Below are 16,567 nucleotides of genomic sequence, written 5' to 3'. Positions count from 1 at the left end.
CGTTAATGCGCTCCTTTATTCAAATAATGATAATTGTCCAGGATAAGGGCAAAAAGCGGCTGGCCGGCTTCAATTCCGGTATAACGGGTTATCGCCTGCTCAATTCCTTCTGTACGGATAGTCTCCTGAAGCTCTACTGCCTCCGGATCATCCTGGTAATCAAAATGGAGGGCTGACGCCATCGCTTTCGCCAGTTGAACCGGCTCCATGCCAAGCTCCACAGCCTGCAGCGCCGGACGTACAAGACGATCCTCCGGTGACAGCTTGCGGATCGGAGAGCGGCCGACTCTTACGGTCTCGTCAGTCAGATGCGGATTGCGGAACCGCTCAAGAATCTTCCCGATATACTGCTCGTGTTCCTCCTCGTCAAAACCATAGCGCTGTACCAACACAGCACCAGTCTCCTCCAGAGCCAGTCTCACCTCGCCGGCAATGGACTGATCCGCCATTGTTTGCTGAATCGTATCATAACCGCGCAAATAACCTGCATAGGCTGCGGAGCAATGGCCTGTATTAACGGTAAAAAGCTTGCGCTCAATATAAGGCTCCAGACGGTCCACATAATGGACGCCTTCAATTTCATGATAGCCTTCCAGTACAGCACTGCGATCCACAACCCATTCATAGAACGGCTCGACGGTAACTTCCAGCGGGTCCTCATTATGCTGAATCGGCACAATACGGTCGACAGCAGCATCCGGGAACGCAACCGTCCGGTCCGCTTGCTGCCTGGTTTCTTCATCGAGATGCCCGTAGACATGTTCTTTCAGCCGGGAACTTCCGCCAATGGCATTCTCACAGGCAATGATGTGAAGGGGCGCCACGGATTGCTTCACCCGTCTGGCAATGCCCCCGGCAATCCCGGCGGCGATATGCTTTAGAATGTTGACCCCGACAGCTGTAGTAACCAGATCGGCTTCGGCTACATGCTGCGCCACAAGCTCCAGATCGGTGCCGTTAATTGCGGTCACGCCTGACACCTGCTCGGCATGTCCGCTGCCGTCTGCCAGCACAACCTGATAGGAGCCGCGCTCCCGAAGCTGCGATACAAGCTCTTCATTCACATCAACGAAGCAGACTTCATATCCGGCACGGGACAGAATCAATCCGATGAACCCTCTCCCGATATTTCCTGCTCCAAAATGGACGGCTCTCATGCTTCCATCCCGCTTTCAAAGATGCTGATCATTTCCTCGGCTGTCGATGCCTTCAGGATTTGTTCCAAATTGTCTTCATCGGAGCATACCATCGCGACATTCGTTAAAATGTCCAGATGATCATCACCTTCAGCCGCAATCCCAACCAGCAGATAAGCCTTCTCATCGTCTCCAAAATCAACGCCGTCCGGGAATTGCACGATGGACAAACCTGTTGACTTAATCAATTCCTTGGAATCCTTCGTGCCGTGCGGAATAGCCAAGCCTCCGCCCATGTAAGTAGACAGCGTCTGTTCACGCTCAATCATTTTATCCACATAGCCAGGCAGAGCATGCCCGGCACTGACCAGCAGTTGTCCTGCGATTCGAATTGCTTCCCATTTGTCCTCAGCTTTGGCGTTCAATTTTACTTTATCTGCAGATAGAATACTCACCACGTCATCTCCATTTCCATTTTTGTTTGAAAATAGCCAAGCAGCGCATTGGCCATAAAATCTTTGATGACAAGCTCATTGCCTGTCGCAAGCACTTCCGGCAACTCCGGAAGCAGCAGGAGGGCGCTGATTTCACTCAGTACCTCCAGGCTTTCCTTGCCAAGCGCCAGCGGCCCCACCATCAGCATCATATAGGCTGCCGGGCGGACGCTGTGCGCCTGCAGCAGCTTGGGCTTTTTCAATTGAAACATCGCAACCAGCGGCTGCAAAATATCCTTGCTTCTCGTATGGAACAGGGCTAGCCCTGTATCCGTCACAATCTCGCTGCCCTGCCGCTCCCGCTCCAGCAGTTGCTGGACCACCGCATCGACATCGGTAATCGCGCCGCTGCCTGCGGCCAGTGTACAGGCTTGGTGCAAAATTTGCCGGGCATCAAGCCCTTCTGTATCCGGCAGCTTATACAGGTGAAACCGTTCAAGCAGGTAATGAATTTCATCCAGACATGCTTTCAGTTGATCCAGCCGCTGGGATGAAGCTTCTTTTACCGCAAGCTGCTCACTCTCCGCACGCTGCTGCATGCGCAGGGACCAGTGCTGCATAAATCTTCGAAGCGAAGCTGCTTCGTTATCTGTCAGCAGCGGGCTCAGCTTGAAATACTTGTCAGGCTGAAGCGGCAGATCAATCGTTGAAATAATGATGTCGTACTCGTCCTCCGGAATGCGGGCAGCCTCGTACCACGGTACATTGCCGACAATCACTACTTCCGGGAGTTCCTTCTCCAGCCGCACAGCGAGCAACTTGGAGGAGCCGATTCCACTGCTGCACACGACAACCGCACGAACCGGCGGGGCCGGCTGTGATACCCGCTCCAGCGCCGCACCGAAATGCATCACGAGAAATCCTACTTCCTCATCCGGTATGCCCAGCTCTGGAAATACCTCATCCGCTCCTTGCCGGACCAGTTCGAACAGCGCGCTGTAATCCGTTTTAATCTGCGTCAGCAGCGGGTTGCGGATTTCGCTTCCTTCCCGGATGCGCATCAGTGCGGGTACCAAATGGCGAAGAAGCCCGTCACGCAGGGAATGATCCCGGTGGAAGGCTGAATCATAGTGGCGGTCCATGAACCCGATGAGCTGAACCGTCTTCTCGAGCACATCCAGGTCGCCATGCGGCAGAAGCTCATAACCGACCTCTTCATCCGCATATTGCCGGATCAGCCTGCTGACATAGTGCCTCTCAACCATGGGCAGTTCGATCGCAAACTCTGCTTCCAGCTGTTTCAGCAATGCCGCAATCTCCGGACGAAGTGGAATGTCCGGAGATGCGGCTTCATCAGACAGCCCGATTAGATGGCCGTCATGTATTCTGCGAATGGCGATAGAGAGCTGGAGCAAGAGCCTCGTATAGGCTTCATCCGATAACGCAAGCGGATGCTCTTGCTCCAATTCCCAGAGCGCCTGCTCCAGCTTAAGCAGGCTGCCCTTGCCGATCTGATCAAGCATCAGGCCAATTACCGGCTGCTCCTGCGAGCGGGCCGAGCTGCCGAAAAGATCAGAATCATCGATATATTGCTGGGCAAGTGTAAGCAGCAGCTCACGCTTGACTTGCTCGGAACCCTCAAGCATAATGCCGTATCCCCGTCGGCGGACAAGCTTCAGGTCATACTTGATTATACCCTTCTCGAGTTCGTCCAAATCATGGCTCATAGTGGCGACTGTCACATGCAGGTTATGGGCCAGTGCAAACAGCTTGACTGGCTCATTACTCTCCAGCAGCATGCATAGGATGAACACGCGGCGCTCTTCCGCTGTATATTCGGTGTAGCTCATGCGGGATAGCACCTGTTTCAGCAGGTCCAGCTGCGCCGGAGGCCCAATGAGCTGGATGCCGATTCCGGATTTTCTCTGGAGCTCTATGCCGTATTTCTCCAATAGCGGCTCAAGCTCCGGCAGCTCCCGGTGCACGGTGCGGGCACTGACATTAATCGCAGCGGCAATGTCCGCAGCCGTGATCTCTTCCTTGCTACTCAGCAGCAGGTCCAGAAGCTGCCGCTGCCTGTTCGTTACCTTCATCGGCATCATTGTCCTCTTCTAAATCAGCATTATCCTCCCCCGGCAATTACCCCGGGCTTCACGCATAATTGCAGTCTTGCTTATTTCGCGCTTTATTTCAAACGTTCAACCAGCGTATCGTACGCCGGACTTTTCAGGAAATTGTCAATCGAGATATGTTCAGCATCCGGCGCTTTCGCTCTCGCACGGTCTGTCAATGTCTGGTGGGTAATGACAATATCCGCATCATTCGGAATGTCGCTGATTGCTGTATTCGTTACCGTCACATCTACTTCAGCCTGCTTCATTTTTTTGCGCAGAATGGACGCGCCCATGGCACTGGAGCCCATTCCGGCATCACAGGAGAACACAATTTTACGGATGTCTTCTTTCGCTTTCACTGCGCCTGCTGCTTGTGCCGGAGCAGAGCCAGCAGTTGCATTAGCAGTTCCTTTAGCTTCGCTTTTCATTTCATTCATCTTCGCCTGTGCCTGCTCCAGATCGTCTCCCGCATCATTTTTGCGCGAAGTCTTCAGGATCAGTGCCGCTACCAGGAAGGACACGATTGTTGCCGTAATAACACCCGTGAATACTGCCAGCAGGCCGCCCTTGGGCGCCATGGCAACATAAGCAAAAATACTGCCCGGAGAAGCTGTTGCAACAAGCCCTGCATTGAACAGGGAGAATGTAAATGTACCTGTAATACCTCCAGCAATCGCAGCCAGAATCAATCTTGGATTCATCAGAATGTACGGGAAGTAAATCTCATGAATACCGCCCAGAAAATGAATGATCGCAGCTCCTGAAGCAGATTGTCTGGCTGAGCCGCGTCCTGCCACCATGTAAGCGAGCAGAATGCCCAGGCCCGGACCCGGATTGGATTCCAGCATGAAGATGATGGACTTGCCTGTCTTCGCTGCCTGATCCAGGGCGATTGGCCCGAGAACACCGTGATTGATCGCATTGTTCAGGAACAATACTTTGGCAGGCTCGATCAGAATATTCGCCAGCGGCAGCAATCCGTGATCCACAAGGAATTGCACGCCGTGCGCCAATACGTTGCTGATCGACTCTACAATTGGCCCTACTGCCACATAAGCGATAATCGCGAGCAGTCCGCCAATAATTCCTGCCGAGAAGTTGTTTATAAGCATCTCAAAGCCGGAACGGATTTTGCCCTCCAGCATACGGTCAAATTGTTTTAATACCCATGCCGAGAATGGTCCTATAATCATGGCTCCCAGGAACATCGGAATATCTGCGCCAACAATTACACCCATGGTGGCTACAGCTCCGATGACACCGCCGCGGGTGCCGTAAATCATGTTACCGCCTGTATAGCCAATCAGGATCGGCAGCAGGTGGTACAGTGTAGGCTCGACAAGCTTGGCCAGAGTTTCATTGGGAATCCAGCCCGTCGGAATAAATAAAGCGGTAATCAGCCCCCACGCAATAAATGCGCCGATGTTCGGCATGACCATCCCGCTCAGGAAGCGTCCGACACGCTGCACGCCAACCTTGGCACCGCCCGTTCCCTGCTTCCTTGCTTCAGTAGTTGTCACTGTAGCTCCTCCTTCATTGTAACGTTTTCATAAATCCTATTACACCAAAATGATATGCCACAATCGTCACTGCTTCAACAAAAGGAAAAAGCCATTCCGTCATGAATAATGTTGACAGGATTTAATAATTCATACGCATAAGTTGATTTAGGGAGCGAATTCCCTTTATTTTTAGCCCCTGGCTACCTGACTAACTTATTAAAAAGATGTACGCCATGCGGTAAAATGTATCTTGTAAAGCAAACAACAAGACAAGAGAACTTTTCATGAATTACAGGTAATTCCCTTTTATAAAGGGAGTATTTAGGAGATAGCATGCAAAAGCCTGCCTTATCCCTTATAGGACAAAGCAGGCTTCTACATTCATAGCAATAGAGCTGTACATACTACAATAAATCTCAAGCCGCAGAGGCAACAAAAATGAACAGATCGGCCATTCGGGCTGCTGGAAGAAGAGTCTCTTGCGGCATTACTTGCTTAGCAAGCCTAGGCATCAAGTACACCGGCAAGATCAGCGAGGAATACCCGGCGTGTGCCATCCACAAAGCCATTGAACACAATATGCCGGTTGTCAGGAGCCCAGGCAGGGTGCGGGTCAACCCGCAGCGCCGATGACGTCTCCGTACCAGGATTGCCTACGTGCACTCGTATAATCATCTGCTCTCTTCCATTTTTCAAATCAATGAGCCTCAAGGGAACTGTACCGTCTCCGTAGGCCACCTGTTCATGCTCGTAAGCATCGGTTAAAATGTGACGTCCATTAGGATGTACAGTCGGGTGCCCTGATCCGGAAATCCCTTCAATAATCGTGCCCAGTTCAGATCCGTCATAGCCCGCACGCACAAGTTTGAGCTGCCGGTCTCCTTCCAGACACAGATTCATCGATAATGTACGGCCGTCCGGATACCAATTGATATGATGGCCGCCCTTTTCCCACTGCTCCGGACCGACTGCAACGTGCATATCGGTTCCATCCGGTTTCATGGTAACGACCCAAAACTTCAGGCATCGCTTCATCAGCATGTTCCAGGGCTGCTCTTCTTCGGTATGGAACCAGCGCATTGTAAAAATAAGGCGGTCTCCCTGCGGATTAAATTTGCAATGGAAACCATAGCATTCTCCATGGGCATATGACTGCTTGTCAATTGCCGGCTGTGCACGGTCAAACACTTCCTTGATAGAAACGAGCAGCCTCTGCCTTCCTGTGATCACATCAGTCATATAAAGGCCGTCATTTTCACTAAATCCAAAGTTGCGCGGAACGTGTTCATCAGGTACCATCACACCATACCCGTATTGTGTGCGCCGCATTCGCTTCATGCATGCAGAAATAATAGTTTGCCCGTCCGGGGATATGCGGTAAATCCCCCCTTCCAGCCGGCGCCTTGTTCCGGTCAAGAGGTTAAGCTCCACACAAAATGGCTCCCATTCTCCTGGTGCGACATCATTGTAGTACAGCTTCTCATCGCTTGTTCCCCAGTTCAAATTGGCGCCAAGCTGTGGCTCCCAGCCATAAGTGGTTGCAATCGGGGATTCCGTCCCCGTATGCAGATCGATGAGTGCAATGACAGCCTGCTCGCCGGGCTGCGGCAGACGCTCCTCCTGCGGCATTTGCAGCACAGCAACATATCTGCCGGACGGGCTGACTGGAGAGTTGTCGAAGAAGCGGTGAAAGCTTCCTTTGCTTTGAGGCGTTAGACACCATACCGGAACAAGCGGATTATACGCGGTATATCGCGGAAAATTCTCACTAATGATCAACAGAATCGCTCCTTTTCTTATCCCTGATATCCTTATTTTCTTATTGTAAATTTGGACCCGGCAGCATGTGTTATCCGAACATAGGATGCTTTTGTCTGCAAGTGACTTTTGCCGCTTGCACATGATCGATTACAGGAGGCACGCATGAAAGAATACGGCATTGATATTCAGTGGACGGCCCGTTATCAATATCAGCAAGGCGGCAGCCTCCGCATACACGAGCACAGCTTCTACCAGATTATCTATTTTATTGACGGGAACGGGCAGTTTACACTGGACGGGCAAGGGTTCCCGATTGCTCCGGGCGGCTTTTTCTTCATCAAGCCGAATGTCCGGCATGGCTTCACAACGCAACGTGCTGCCGTAAACAAGACGCTCGATTTAAAATTTCAAATTATAAGCCCGGAGCTTGCATCTCTCGTCGCTGAAATCCCCGGCCCGCATCTGGATGACGGTCAGCACGTTCGCTCAATGCTGGAGGCTATCCGCCAAGAAGGGGCGGACAAGCGCCCTCATTTCAGTACCCTTGCTGCCCTTTCCCTGCTCCAGCTTCTCTACCTTCTTGTACGCTCCCGGACAGAGCTGAAGCAGCAGCAGACAGCTCACCTCCCCGTACCGGCAGGCTTGAACTATGAGCCACAGGAAGCGGCCCGGCAAGTCGAACACCTGATTCAAGCCCAATATGGCGAGGAGATCACCTTGCAAGCGATCGCGGCGCAGCTCGGTTATGACCGCAGCTATCTCAGCCGGGTATTCCGCAGCAGCTACGACTGCACGTTCTCCCAGTATTTGCGGCGGCTTCGAATTGCCAAAGCCCGGACGCTGCTGGCCGACTCCGGCCTGAGCCTGAAGGAAATTGCAGAGCGGACAGGCTTCAAGACCATCTATCATTTTAACCGTGTATTCAAGGAATTGGCGGGTATCAGCCCGGGAGGCTGGCGGCAGAAGGAGCAAGGCGGGGTGCGCAAGGACATTTATTTTGAGCAGTAAATCTGAGAAATGAAAAAAATGAATAAGCACATCAAAAAACTGCTCCTTACGCATAAGCGTAAAGAGCAGTCTCTGATTTTTTGCTTCATTAATATATAGTCTGTTTAGCCTTGACTACAGCCTTGATTGCAGCCTGCAGCTTAAGCTTTGCGCGGCTTGCGTACAAGTGCAATAATAACTGCAATGACACCAAGTGCCAATGCTGCGATTGCCAGTCCGCGGTCCACGCTGTTGGAGCCTGCCGCTACAGTATCTGACTGGCCGCTTGCCTGATCGGCAGGCTGATCTGGTGTTGTTGTTCCGGCGCTTGCGCCGTGCCCGTGATCACTGCCGCCTGTTCCGGCAGTTACGACAGTGACAGATGCAGGGTATTGGCCGTCAGCAGCTTCAACCCAGTCTACCTTGCTGCCATCCGCATAGGTTTGGTAAGCCTTCCAGTTAAGCTCTGTTGCATCCGCGCCAACTTTTCCCTGGAAACGGAATTCGGTAAACTCGGTTACTTCAAGTCCTTTGCCTTCAGCAGTCCATTTGATGGCCGTAATTTTGTCTCCGTCGCCCTTGGTCAGCTCATAAGTCCAGCCTGGCTTCGGCTCAATACGCAGCACCTCAACGCCGTCCGGTACCCGTACTTCAATCGCATTGGTTGTTGTTCCGCTTGTCTCACTTGGAACACGGACAGAAAAAATCTCATAAGACCCCTGCCCCACTTCCGCCGGCCGAACGGTGACATGCGCACTTGCAATTCCCGCAAACAAAAACATCGCCATAGAGACGAGAGCTGCGCTCAATAATTTTTTCATGAAAGATCCCCACTTCCAATTTCGGTATAGTATCTGTAGCCAAGTATAATCATCTCCGGATCACAATACATGACTCGAAAGGGCTATATGCCCGTGAACAAACTGTGAAACTCCGCTTCCTGCTCAGCCGGGAAAACGGCCTTTTGCTATGCCCTGCTCCATCGCATAACGGGCAAGCTGCACGCGATTGTCCAGATGCAGCTTTTGCAAAATATTTTTCAAATGATTTTTGACCGTGTGTTCAGACAGATGGAATAGTGCAGCAATCTCACGATTGGATTCTCCCTTGGCGACACGCTCCAGAATTTCCGTTTCCCGCGGCGTGAGCGGAGAGACAGGAGCGCCGCTTCCTGATCTGCGGCGTGATCCTGCTGATGCCGGTGATTGTTGTCCCTGCTCCCGGTCGGGTTCGGGTGTGCTGGACTGGGCACGGGAGAATTCCTGCAAAATCCGAAAGGCCAGCTCCTTGGACATGGGAGCCTCATCCACCGCAATCGCCCGCAAATACTCATGCCAGGAGGAGGGCCGCAAATTTTTGAGCAAGTAGCCTTGCGCCCCGCGCTTGATGGCCTCGAACAGATCTGTAATGTCATCGGACACCGTGACCATGACAATTTTGACATAGGGCTGAGCGGCCTTGATCCGCTGCGTAGCCTCCAGCCCGCCCATTTGCGGCATATTAATATCCATTAAAATCAAATCCGGCTCCAGTTCGGCTGCCAGCCGGACCGCTTCCTCGCCGTTCACCGCTTCCGCAGCAATCTCGAAGGCCGGGTCCGTCTCAAGCACGGTGCGCATTCCTTCACGCCCGTGCGGGTGGTCATCCACAATCAGAACCCGGATAGCACGTACCTGATCCGTCATCCTTTCATCCGCTCCCTTCGCTTGTTATTGTCACTTGCGTTCCCCGGCCTGACGAGTCCGCAATTGAGCTCAGCAGCATATGTTCCCCGTCGGGACTCCCGACCTCAAACTGCCAGCCCATTGCCGAAGCCCGGCTCTCCATCGACCTGATGCCGTAACAGCCCTTGCGCTTCAATTCCTCCACCCCTGCCCCGATGCCGTTATCCGTGACCGTACAGATGAAGCCGTTGCCGTCCTCCGTATACGGATAGCATTTGATTACAGCCGCGGTGGCCCGGGCATGCTTTTGGACATTAATAAGCGCCTCCCGCAAGATCGCGAGCAGTTCCACCTTCTGTTTTGGCGACAGCCAGGCATCGGCAAGCTGCCAGTCAAGCGTCAGCTCCAGTCCGCTGTCCTCGCGGATTTCATCGAGCAGCTTGTGCATGGACTGCATCCATGGTTTGTCGGTGACAACGGGGCTATTGTGAAGCGCAGCGATTGACTGCCTGACATTGTCGTAGACATGCCGCACTGTCTCGCGAATTTGCTCCGTCTGCTGCTTTCCCTCAACACTGCTCTGCACCCGGTCAAGCTTATCCAGCTTGACTGACAACAGAAACAGTGACTGGGAGATACCGTCGTGCAGCTCGCGGGCCAACTGCTGCCGCTGTTCCAGCGCTGCTTTAAGCGATTGCTCCCTGCGCAGCGAATCTTGCGCGTGCTCCAACACGGCAAACAGCTTGCGAAGCAGCGTAATGGTAACAAAGAACACAATAAAAGGAGCCAGCAAATTGCCGAGCTCCATGGACATATAGGGGAGCAGCAGCGTATGCCGCAAATACTCCCACAAACCGATGGTCAACGTAGGGATTGACAATATCAACCACTTGAGCTGCTTATATGTCAATGCCGCTCCCCCCTTGTTTTTGTTTAATAATTCCGGAATTCTTCCGAATGCACAATTTCGTCATCCTCTTGCGTCAGGATGCGAATCTCTGCCTTCCATTTTCCAGGGAACGGGATGAATGGCCCCTTCGTCTGATACGTAGCCTTCGTAAAGTCCGGGAAGGTGTCGATCTCCTCATCCTTGTACTGCTCGACCGGCACTTCAATAGCTCCAAGATCCGGCTTATCCAGCGAACGAAGCAGCAGTTTGACCCGCTTCGGCTCGTTTGGCTTTCCGTCTTTCTCCGGCAGCCACACCTTGACGATGAATTGGTTCTCGCCCGGTACGTTCGGCGTAATACGAAGTGTTAGATGCTTATCCGTCCCCATCAAATGCTTGGAAAACGGAGTATTTGCAGGAAGCGGACTGATATACGTAAAGATACCGACCACAATTATAATTGCCGCCATCAGGCTCACATCCACCTTGAGCAGACTTCCGGAAGGCAGGTCGCCGCGCCGTACTCTCAAACGCAGGAGCGCGCCCGTCACGATGACGAACAGTACAAGAACCGTTTTGATGACAAGCAGAATTCCCCATGACGTATAGAACAAGTAGGAGAGATTCGGCAGGAACAGGAACGTGCTTAGCAATCCCGTAATCGTCAGCACGACGATGCTGATCCAGGCTGCCCGTGAGAATGCAACTGCGAATCGTCCGGCATCCTTCCGCTCCTCCAGCCACAGCACGAGCAGGAATGCCAGACCGCCTGCCCAGATTGCTGCTCCAGCCAAGTGGACAATATCCAGAAGCAGCGAATACCATTTCGGCTCATACGCTGCGGCATGGCCATTGAAGCCCTCCAGTATGAGCAGTGCAGCAGCCCACAGCATTTTGATTATTCCTGAGCCGGATTTCAGCACCAGGAACCCGAGAAGCGCCAGCGCAATCAGAATCAGCCAGGATATGCCGACCTCAGTTTTGGTGAACAGCTTGCCCCAATCCGATGTCGGCTGCCCTTCCATCAGCTCACGGGCATGGATAAAGACGTAGAACAGGCTGATCACCAGCATGCCGCGAATCGTCCACAATCCCCATTTGCTGAACTGTCTGCGCTGTACTTCGGTCTTGTCTTTCAACATGCCATACCACAGCATCAGGCCCGTGCTGAGCAGCAGCGCGGCGTAATACAGCCCTCTGCTGAGATAGAGCAGGAGCTCGCTTACGGTTACTTCCGTCGAAGCGCCATGACCGGAATGGCCGAGCTGCTTATGCAGGTCAAATGCAGAGGCGTCTCTGGCATTAGGCGGATTTCCTACGACGAAGATATATGAGCCGGACACCGGATGGCCGTCCGCGGATACGACCGAGTAGGACACCGTATACACGCCTTCACCAAGCTTCGGCAAGTTGAGTGAAATCCCTTTGCGATCCTCCGAGATCGTATGCTTCTCCTCCGTCACCGGCTTAGAGGTGGAATCCAGTACCTGAATCCCTCCGATTCCGGTTTCAATCTGTTCATTAAAATGAATTTCAACCTTTGGAGGGCTCTCATTCATTTGCGTGTTCGGTTCCGGCACCATCAACTCGGCGACAGCATGAGCATGTGCCTGCATTGGAGCATAAGCCCAGGATGCCAGCATTATCAGTACCAATATGAACGGCGCGATCCCCCTCCATAATGTCATGCGATATCCAGCGATACGATTATTCCACATACTTCTATCAACACCTTCTCTTTCCTTGTTCTCTTGTCCGCGCCCACTGGTAAAAATTTCAATGGTAAAAATCCAACCTTTCCGTAAGTCTATCAGAAAGGAGGGCAGATTAAAATATGGCCCCGGCCATTCATGGGCATTTCGCGCGTCCGATTCTCGGGCTCTCGTTTCTAACTCTCAGTTCTCCAGAATTCTTTCAAATTCTAGTCATCCTGCTTTCGTTTATTTTGTTCAGCCTATATAGCCTATAGTATACTTATTATTTTTCTTTGCGCATCCTGCGTCACAAATACGTCAAAAGAATTTTACCATATTTTGTTCATTGATCGCGAGGAGTCTTTCTTGACAAATACCATATATTGTAGTAATTTTAAAGTGATAATCTATATATTGTGTTCGTGACAATTTTATAGCGACAGGGAGTGAACCGCCTTGGACATCATAAAACGCAACGGACAGAAGGAAGAACTTATTTTTTCCAAGCTGAAAAAGGTCATCGATTTTGCCTGTGAAGGGTTTGACGGCTGTGATCCATTGGAGCTGGAGACCGCACTGCTGCCTTACTTCCGCAACAACATTTCGACCAAGGAAATTCAGCGCACACTCATTCAGGTTGCCGTTGAAAAAACCAGTGCGGAGCAGCCGGACTGGCAGTATGTTGCTGCCAAGCTGCTCGTCTATGATTTGTACAAGGAAGCGCAGATTAACCGCACATACGGTTATTTTGGCTATGGCGACTTTTACTCCCTGATCACTTATTTAACAGACAAGGGCTTTTACGGCCGTTATATTCTGGACCATTACACCAAAGAGGAAATCCGTGAGCTCGGCAGCTATCTCGTGCCTGAACGTGATTACCTCTTTAATTATATTGGCCTGAAAACGCTGAGCGACCGTTATCTGATCAAGGGCTTCGACGGTGAAATTCTGGAGCTGCCGCAAGAGCTGTTCATGGGTGTGGCGATGCACCTCGCGATGAAGGAGCAAGACAAGCTGGACTGGGCGCGCAAATTTTACGATGTGCTCAGCCGTCTCCAGATGACCGTTGCCACCCCGACACTGGCGAACGCGCGCAAGCCGTTTCATCAGCTCTCAAGCTGTTTTATTGATACGGTCCCGGATAATTTGTGGGGCATTTACAATGTCGACGCGAGTTTCGCCCAAGTGTCCAAATTCGGCGGCGGCATGGGCATCTATGCCGGCAAGGTACGCAGCCGCGGCTCTGACATCCGGGGGTATAAGGGTGTAGCAGGCGGAGTCGTGCCATGGATCAAAAACTATAATAATACAGCTGTTGCCGTCGACCAGCTTGGTGTGCGTTCGGGAGCTGTCGCGATCTATCTGGACGTTTGGCACAAGGATATCTTGGATTTCCTGAACCTCAAAACGAACAATGGGGACGACCGCATGAAGGCCCATGATATTTTCCCCGGTGTCTGCATCCCGGACCTGTTCATGCGCAAGGTGGAGGAGCGGGATTCATGGTACCTGTTCGATCCGCATGAGGTGCGCACGCTGATGGGCTGGTCGCTGGAGGACGCCTGGGGCGAGGAATGGGAGCGCCGTTATGAGGAATGCGTGAATCATGCGGAGTTGTCCAAGGAAGAAATTCCGGCGATTGAGATTATGAAACGGATACTTGCCAGCGCTTTTGAGACCGGGACACCGTTTGTATTCTACAGAGATACCGTGAACCGGGCGAATCCGAACAAGCATAAAGGGATCATATACTGCTCGAACCTGTGTACAGAGATTTGCCAAAATATGAGCGCTACGGAATATGTGTCAACGACACATGAGGATGGCATCATAACGACACAGGTAAAAAGCGGCGACTATGTTGTGTGCAACCTCTCCTCCCTGAACCTGGGGCGCACGCGCACGAAGGAAGAGATTGCCGAGGTTGTCGCTTGCCAGATGCGGATGATGGACAATGTCATTGATTTGAATCAATATCCCATTCCCCAGGCGGAAATAACGAACCGGAAATACCGGGCTGTCGGTCTTGGAACAAGCGGTTATCATCAATGGCTGGCACTGAACCGGATCAACTGGGAAAGCGATGAGCATCTGGAGCAAGCTGATAAACTGTACGAGTGGATCAATTATTGTGCAATCCGGGCATCGATGGAGATTGCCCGTGAGAAAGGCGCCTATCCTGCGTTTGAGGGCAGCGAATGGCAGAGTGGCGCGTATTTCGAGCAGCGCGGTTATGACAGTCCGCAATGGAAGAAGCTGAGAGAAGACGTTGCCGGTCATGGTGTCCGCAATGCGTGGATGTTTGCCATTGCGCCGACGGCCTCCACTTCGCTGATCGCCGGTTCAACGGCCGGGATTGACCCGATTTTCGACAAATTCTTCATTGAGGAGAAGAAAAATGCCGTCATTCCGCAGACTGCCCCTGATCTGAATGAGGATACGTTCTGGTTTTATAAAGAGGCGCATCATATTGATCAGCACTGGAGCATCAAGGCCGCGGGACGCCGCCAGCGCCATATTGACCAGTCTCAGTCTTTTAATTTATATATTACGCCGGATTATACCGCCAAGGACTTTCTGGAACTGTACATGGAAGCCTGGAAGAACGGACTGAAGACGGTCTATTACTGCCGCAACCAGAGCCTTGAGGTTGAGGATTGTGTTAGTTGCAGCTCTTAAATAGAAGGAGGAATAACGGATGGAACTGAGCCGCAAAAAGCTGTTCAACGAAAATGGCGACCGGGATTGGGGCAAACGCCGGATGATCGGCGGCAATACGACCAATCTGATTGAGCTCAACAACGTAAAGTACGACTGGGCAACCAAGATGTACCGGACGATGATGAACAACTTCTGGATTCCCGAGGAAATTCCGCTCGCGCAGGACGCCAAAGATTATAAAAATCTGTCCCATTCCGAGCGCAACAGCTATGACAAAATCATCAGCTTCCTGATCTTCCTGGACTCCCTGCAAACGGCCAACCTGCCGAACATTAACGAATATATTACAGCGCCGGAAGTTAATCTGATCCTGACCGTGCATACGTTTCAGGAGGCGGTTCACAGCCAGAGCTACTCCTATATCCTCGACAGCGTCTGCTCCGCAGAGGTGCGCGATCAGATCTACAATTTGTGGCGTGAGGATAAAAACCTGCTGAAGCGCAACCGGTTCATCACCGATCTGTACGAAAATTTCATTGCCGACCCTTCGGCACAGAACCTGATCAAGACGATTATGGCCAACTATATTTTGGAGGGCATCTATTTTTACAGCGGCTTCAGCTTCTTCTATGCGCTTGGGAGGCAGGGCAAAATGCTCGGTACCGTATCGGAAATCAAATATATCCAGCGTGACGAGCTGACGCATCTGGCTCTGTTCCAGGGCATCTTCCGCGAGATTCGCAAGGAAAATCCGGAGCTGTTCACGCCGGTTCTGGTTGAGGAACTGCGTCAGATGATGCGCACCGCAGTCGAGCATGAGATTGCGTGGGGACAGTATATTACGAACAATCAAATTGCCGGGCTGACCAATGAGATTATCGACCAGTACATTAAGTTCCTGTCCAATGAACGCCTGAAAAAGCTCGGCCTTGACATTTTGTATCCCGAAGTCACCGAGCACCCGATGAAATGGGTTGAGAGCTTCAGCAACATGAATGGGATGAAGACCGATTTTTTTGAGCAGAAGGTTACGAACTACAGCAAGTCTTCCAATATGAATTGGGGAGATTTGTAAGGATTAGCGAGCTGTAGCACAGCATAGGGCCGCAGGATTAATTTAAAAAGAAAGTAATGGGAAACCAGCCTTTTCGTTTGGACGAGAGGGCTGGTTTTTTGGGTTGAGGGCTTGTACTTGTAGCTAGGTTTCAGGCACTCACATAGAGTGCGACATGGTACTGGCAATGACGAGAGCTGACACAGGCCAAGTTTCAATCCACGCACTCACATAGAGTGCGACAGCGAAAAAGAGGCATTAAAAGCTGATTATACATAAATTCTCTTGATTATCTGCAAAAATTACAACAACAAACCGATATAAAAGCTTGACTTTTTTCAAATCAAGAGTTTTTCGAGTGTTTTCGACAAACTTCGAGGTGCGAAGGAACCGGGAAATTCATGTGAGCTTCACATTCGCACTTTCTTGGCGTGAAAAGATTGATCTAAATTTCAAGCGATTTTCAAGGCCTTTCTGAGATAAAATACATTCACCATGTTCTTTCATAATAAGTGATACACCCCGACAATTCAATATAAACTGTCCATGAAAAATCCCTTCTATGGATTCATGATACATTAAAAAGAAAAGTAAGATTGCCCGGTAATCCCTATAGAATAGTTCCACCATCGAAGTCTTTCACCGCGCCAAATAAATTTGCAACAACC

General features: G+C 51.5%; 12 protein-coding genes. 3 read left to right on the top strand and 9 right to left on the bottom strand.

Annotated elements, in window-relative coordinates; translation table 11 throughout:
* Positions 1-2: 2 nt before the first annotated feature.
* The 5 genes from H583_RS0120410 to H583_RS0120390 form a co-directional block, all read right to left on the bottom strand.
* Entirely contained in the window at positions 3-1,157 is a 1,155-nt protein-coding gene (locus H583_RS0120410) for a mannitol-1-phosphate 5-dehydrogenase (RefSeq protein WP_028562098.1), read from the bottom strand.
* The gene (locus H583_RS0120405; RefSeq protein WP_028562097.1) at positions 1,154-1,591 is read right to left on the bottom strand and encodes a PTS mannitol transporter subunit IIA; all 438 of its coding nucleotides are present in this window, start codon (positions 1,589-1,591) and stop codon (positions 1,154-1,156) included. Before H583_RS0120405 ends, H583_RS0120410 begins: the two co-directional genes overlap by 4 nt.
* Complete coding sequence (locus H583_RS0120400; protein WP_028562096.1) at positions 1,588-3,663, bottom strand: BglG family transcription antiterminator; 2,076 nt, start codon at positions 3,661-3,663, stop codon at positions 1,588-1,590. The genes H583_RS0120405 and H583_RS0120400 overlap by 4 nt, the downstream gene beginning before the upstream one ends.
* A gap of 92 nt (positions 3,664-3,755) precedes the next feature.
* Positions 3,756-5,204 (bottom strand): PTS mannitol transporter subunit IIBC, encoded by a 1,449-nt coding sequence (locus tag H583_RS0120395; protein ID WP_028562095.1) that lies wholly within the window; start codon positions 5,202-5,204, stop codon positions 3,756-3,758.
* A 486-nt stretch (positions 5,205-5,690) separates the two neighbouring features.
* Positions 5,691-6,965 carry a TolB family protein gene (locus H583_RS0120390; RefSeq protein WP_028562094.1) on the bottom strand — a complete coding sequence of 425 codons (1,275 nt, stop codon included), beginning with the start codon at positions 6,963-6,965 and terminating at the stop codon, positions 5,691-5,693.
* A 144-nt stretch (positions 6,966-7,109) separates the two neighbouring features.
* Here H583_RS0120390 and H583_RS35475 point away from each other — a divergent pair, with 144 nt between their 5' ends.
* Positions 7,110-7,955, top strand: coding sequence for an AraC family transcriptional regulator (locus H583_RS35475; RefSeq protein WP_028562093.1), 846 nt, complete (start codon positions 7,110-7,112; stop codon positions 7,953-7,955).
* A gap of 140 nt (positions 7,956-8,095) precedes the next feature.
* On the opposite strand, the gene H583_RS0120380 is transcribed toward H583_RS35475, so the two are convergent.
* The 4 genes from H583_RS0120380 to H583_RS0120365 form a co-directional block, all read right to left on the bottom strand.
* Positions 8,096-8,755, bottom strand: a complete 660-nt coding sequence (locus H583_RS0120380; protein ID WP_028562092.1) for a YcnI family copper-binding membrane protein — start codon at positions 8,753-8,755, stop codon at positions 8,096-8,098.
* 123 nt (positions 8,756-8,878) lie between these two features.
* Positions 8,879-9,619: a response regulator gene (locus tag H583_RS0120375; protein WP_028562091.1), complete on the bottom strand. Its 741-nt coding sequence runs from the start codon at positions 9,617-9,619 to the stop codon at positions 8,879-8,881.
* Positions 9,620-9,623: 4 nt separating this feature from the next.
* Positions 9,624-10,508 carry a sensor histidine kinase gene (locus tag H583_RS33640; RefSeq protein WP_036710410.1) on the bottom strand — a complete coding sequence of 295 codons (885 nt, stop codon included), beginning with the start codon at positions 10,506-10,508 and terminating at the stop codon, positions 9,624-9,626.
* Positions 10,509-10,531: 23 nt separating this feature from the next.
* The gene (locus H583_RS0120365) at positions 10,532-12,205 is read right to left on the bottom strand and encodes a copper resistance CopC/CopD family protein (RefSeq protein WP_051236749.1); all 1,674 of its coding nucleotides are present in this window, start codon (positions 12,203-12,205) and stop codon (positions 10,532-10,534) included.
* A gap of 432 nt (positions 12,206-12,637) precedes the next feature.
* On the opposite strand from H583_RS0120365, the gene H583_RS0120355 reads away from it, so the two are divergent.
* Positions 12,638-14,863: a ribonucleoside-diphosphate reductase subunit alpha gene (locus H583_RS0120355; protein ID WP_028562089.1), complete on the top strand. Its 2,226-nt coding sequence runs from the start codon at positions 12,638-12,640 to the stop codon at positions 14,861-14,863.
* Between the two features lie 19 nt (positions 14,864-14,882).
* On the top strand, positions 14,883-15,920 hold the full coding sequence (locus tag H583_RS0120350) for a ribonucleotide-diphosphate reductase subunit beta (protein WP_028562088.1): 1,038 nt from the start codon (positions 14,883-14,885) through the stop codon (positions 15,918-15,920).
* Positions 15,921-16,567: the final 647 nt, after the last annotated feature.

The sequence above is a fragment of the Paenibacillus pinihumi DSM 23905 = JCM 16419 genome (assembly GCF_000422505.1).
Taxonomy (GTDB): domain Bacteria; phylum Bacillota; class Bacilli; order Paenibacillales; family Paenibacillaceae; genus Paenibacillus_D; species Paenibacillus_D pinihumi.
The sequence above is the reverse complement of the archived record's forward strand: the minus strand, read 5'-3'. Positions and strand labels throughout refer to the sequence as shown.

What these genes read in the sequence shown, in the direction of transcription:
- H583_RS0120410 (WP_028562098.1), bottom strand. Translation starts at nt 1,157, where the DNA reads ATGAGAGCCGTCCATTTTGGAGCAGGAAATATCGGGAGAGGGTTCATC.
- H583_RS0120400 (WP_028562096.1), bottom strand. Translation starts at nt 3,663, where the DNA reads ATGAAGGTAACGAACAGGCAGCGGCAGCTTCTGGACCTGCTGCTGAGT.
- H583_RS35475 (WP_028562093.1), top strand. Translation starts at nt 7,110, where the DNA reads ATGAAAGAATACGGCATTGATATTCAGTGGACGGCCCGTTATCAATAT.
- H583_RS0120380 (WP_028562092.1), bottom strand. Translation starts at nt 8,755, where the DNA reads ATGAAAAAATTATTGAGCGCAGCTCTCGTCTCTATGGCGATGTTTTTG.
- H583_RS0120375 (WP_028562091.1), bottom strand. Translation starts at nt 9,619, where the DNA reads ATGACGGATCAGGTACGTGCTATCCGGGTTCTGATTGTGGATGACCAC.
- H583_RS0120365 (WP_051236749.1), bottom strand. Translation starts at nt 12,205, where the DNA reads ATGTGGAATAATCGTATCGCTGGATATCGCATGACATTATGGAGGGGG.
- H583_RS0120350 (WP_028562088.1), top strand. Translation starts at nt 14,883, where the DNA reads ATGGAACTGAGCCGCAAAAAGCTGTTCAACGAAAATGGCGACCGGGAT.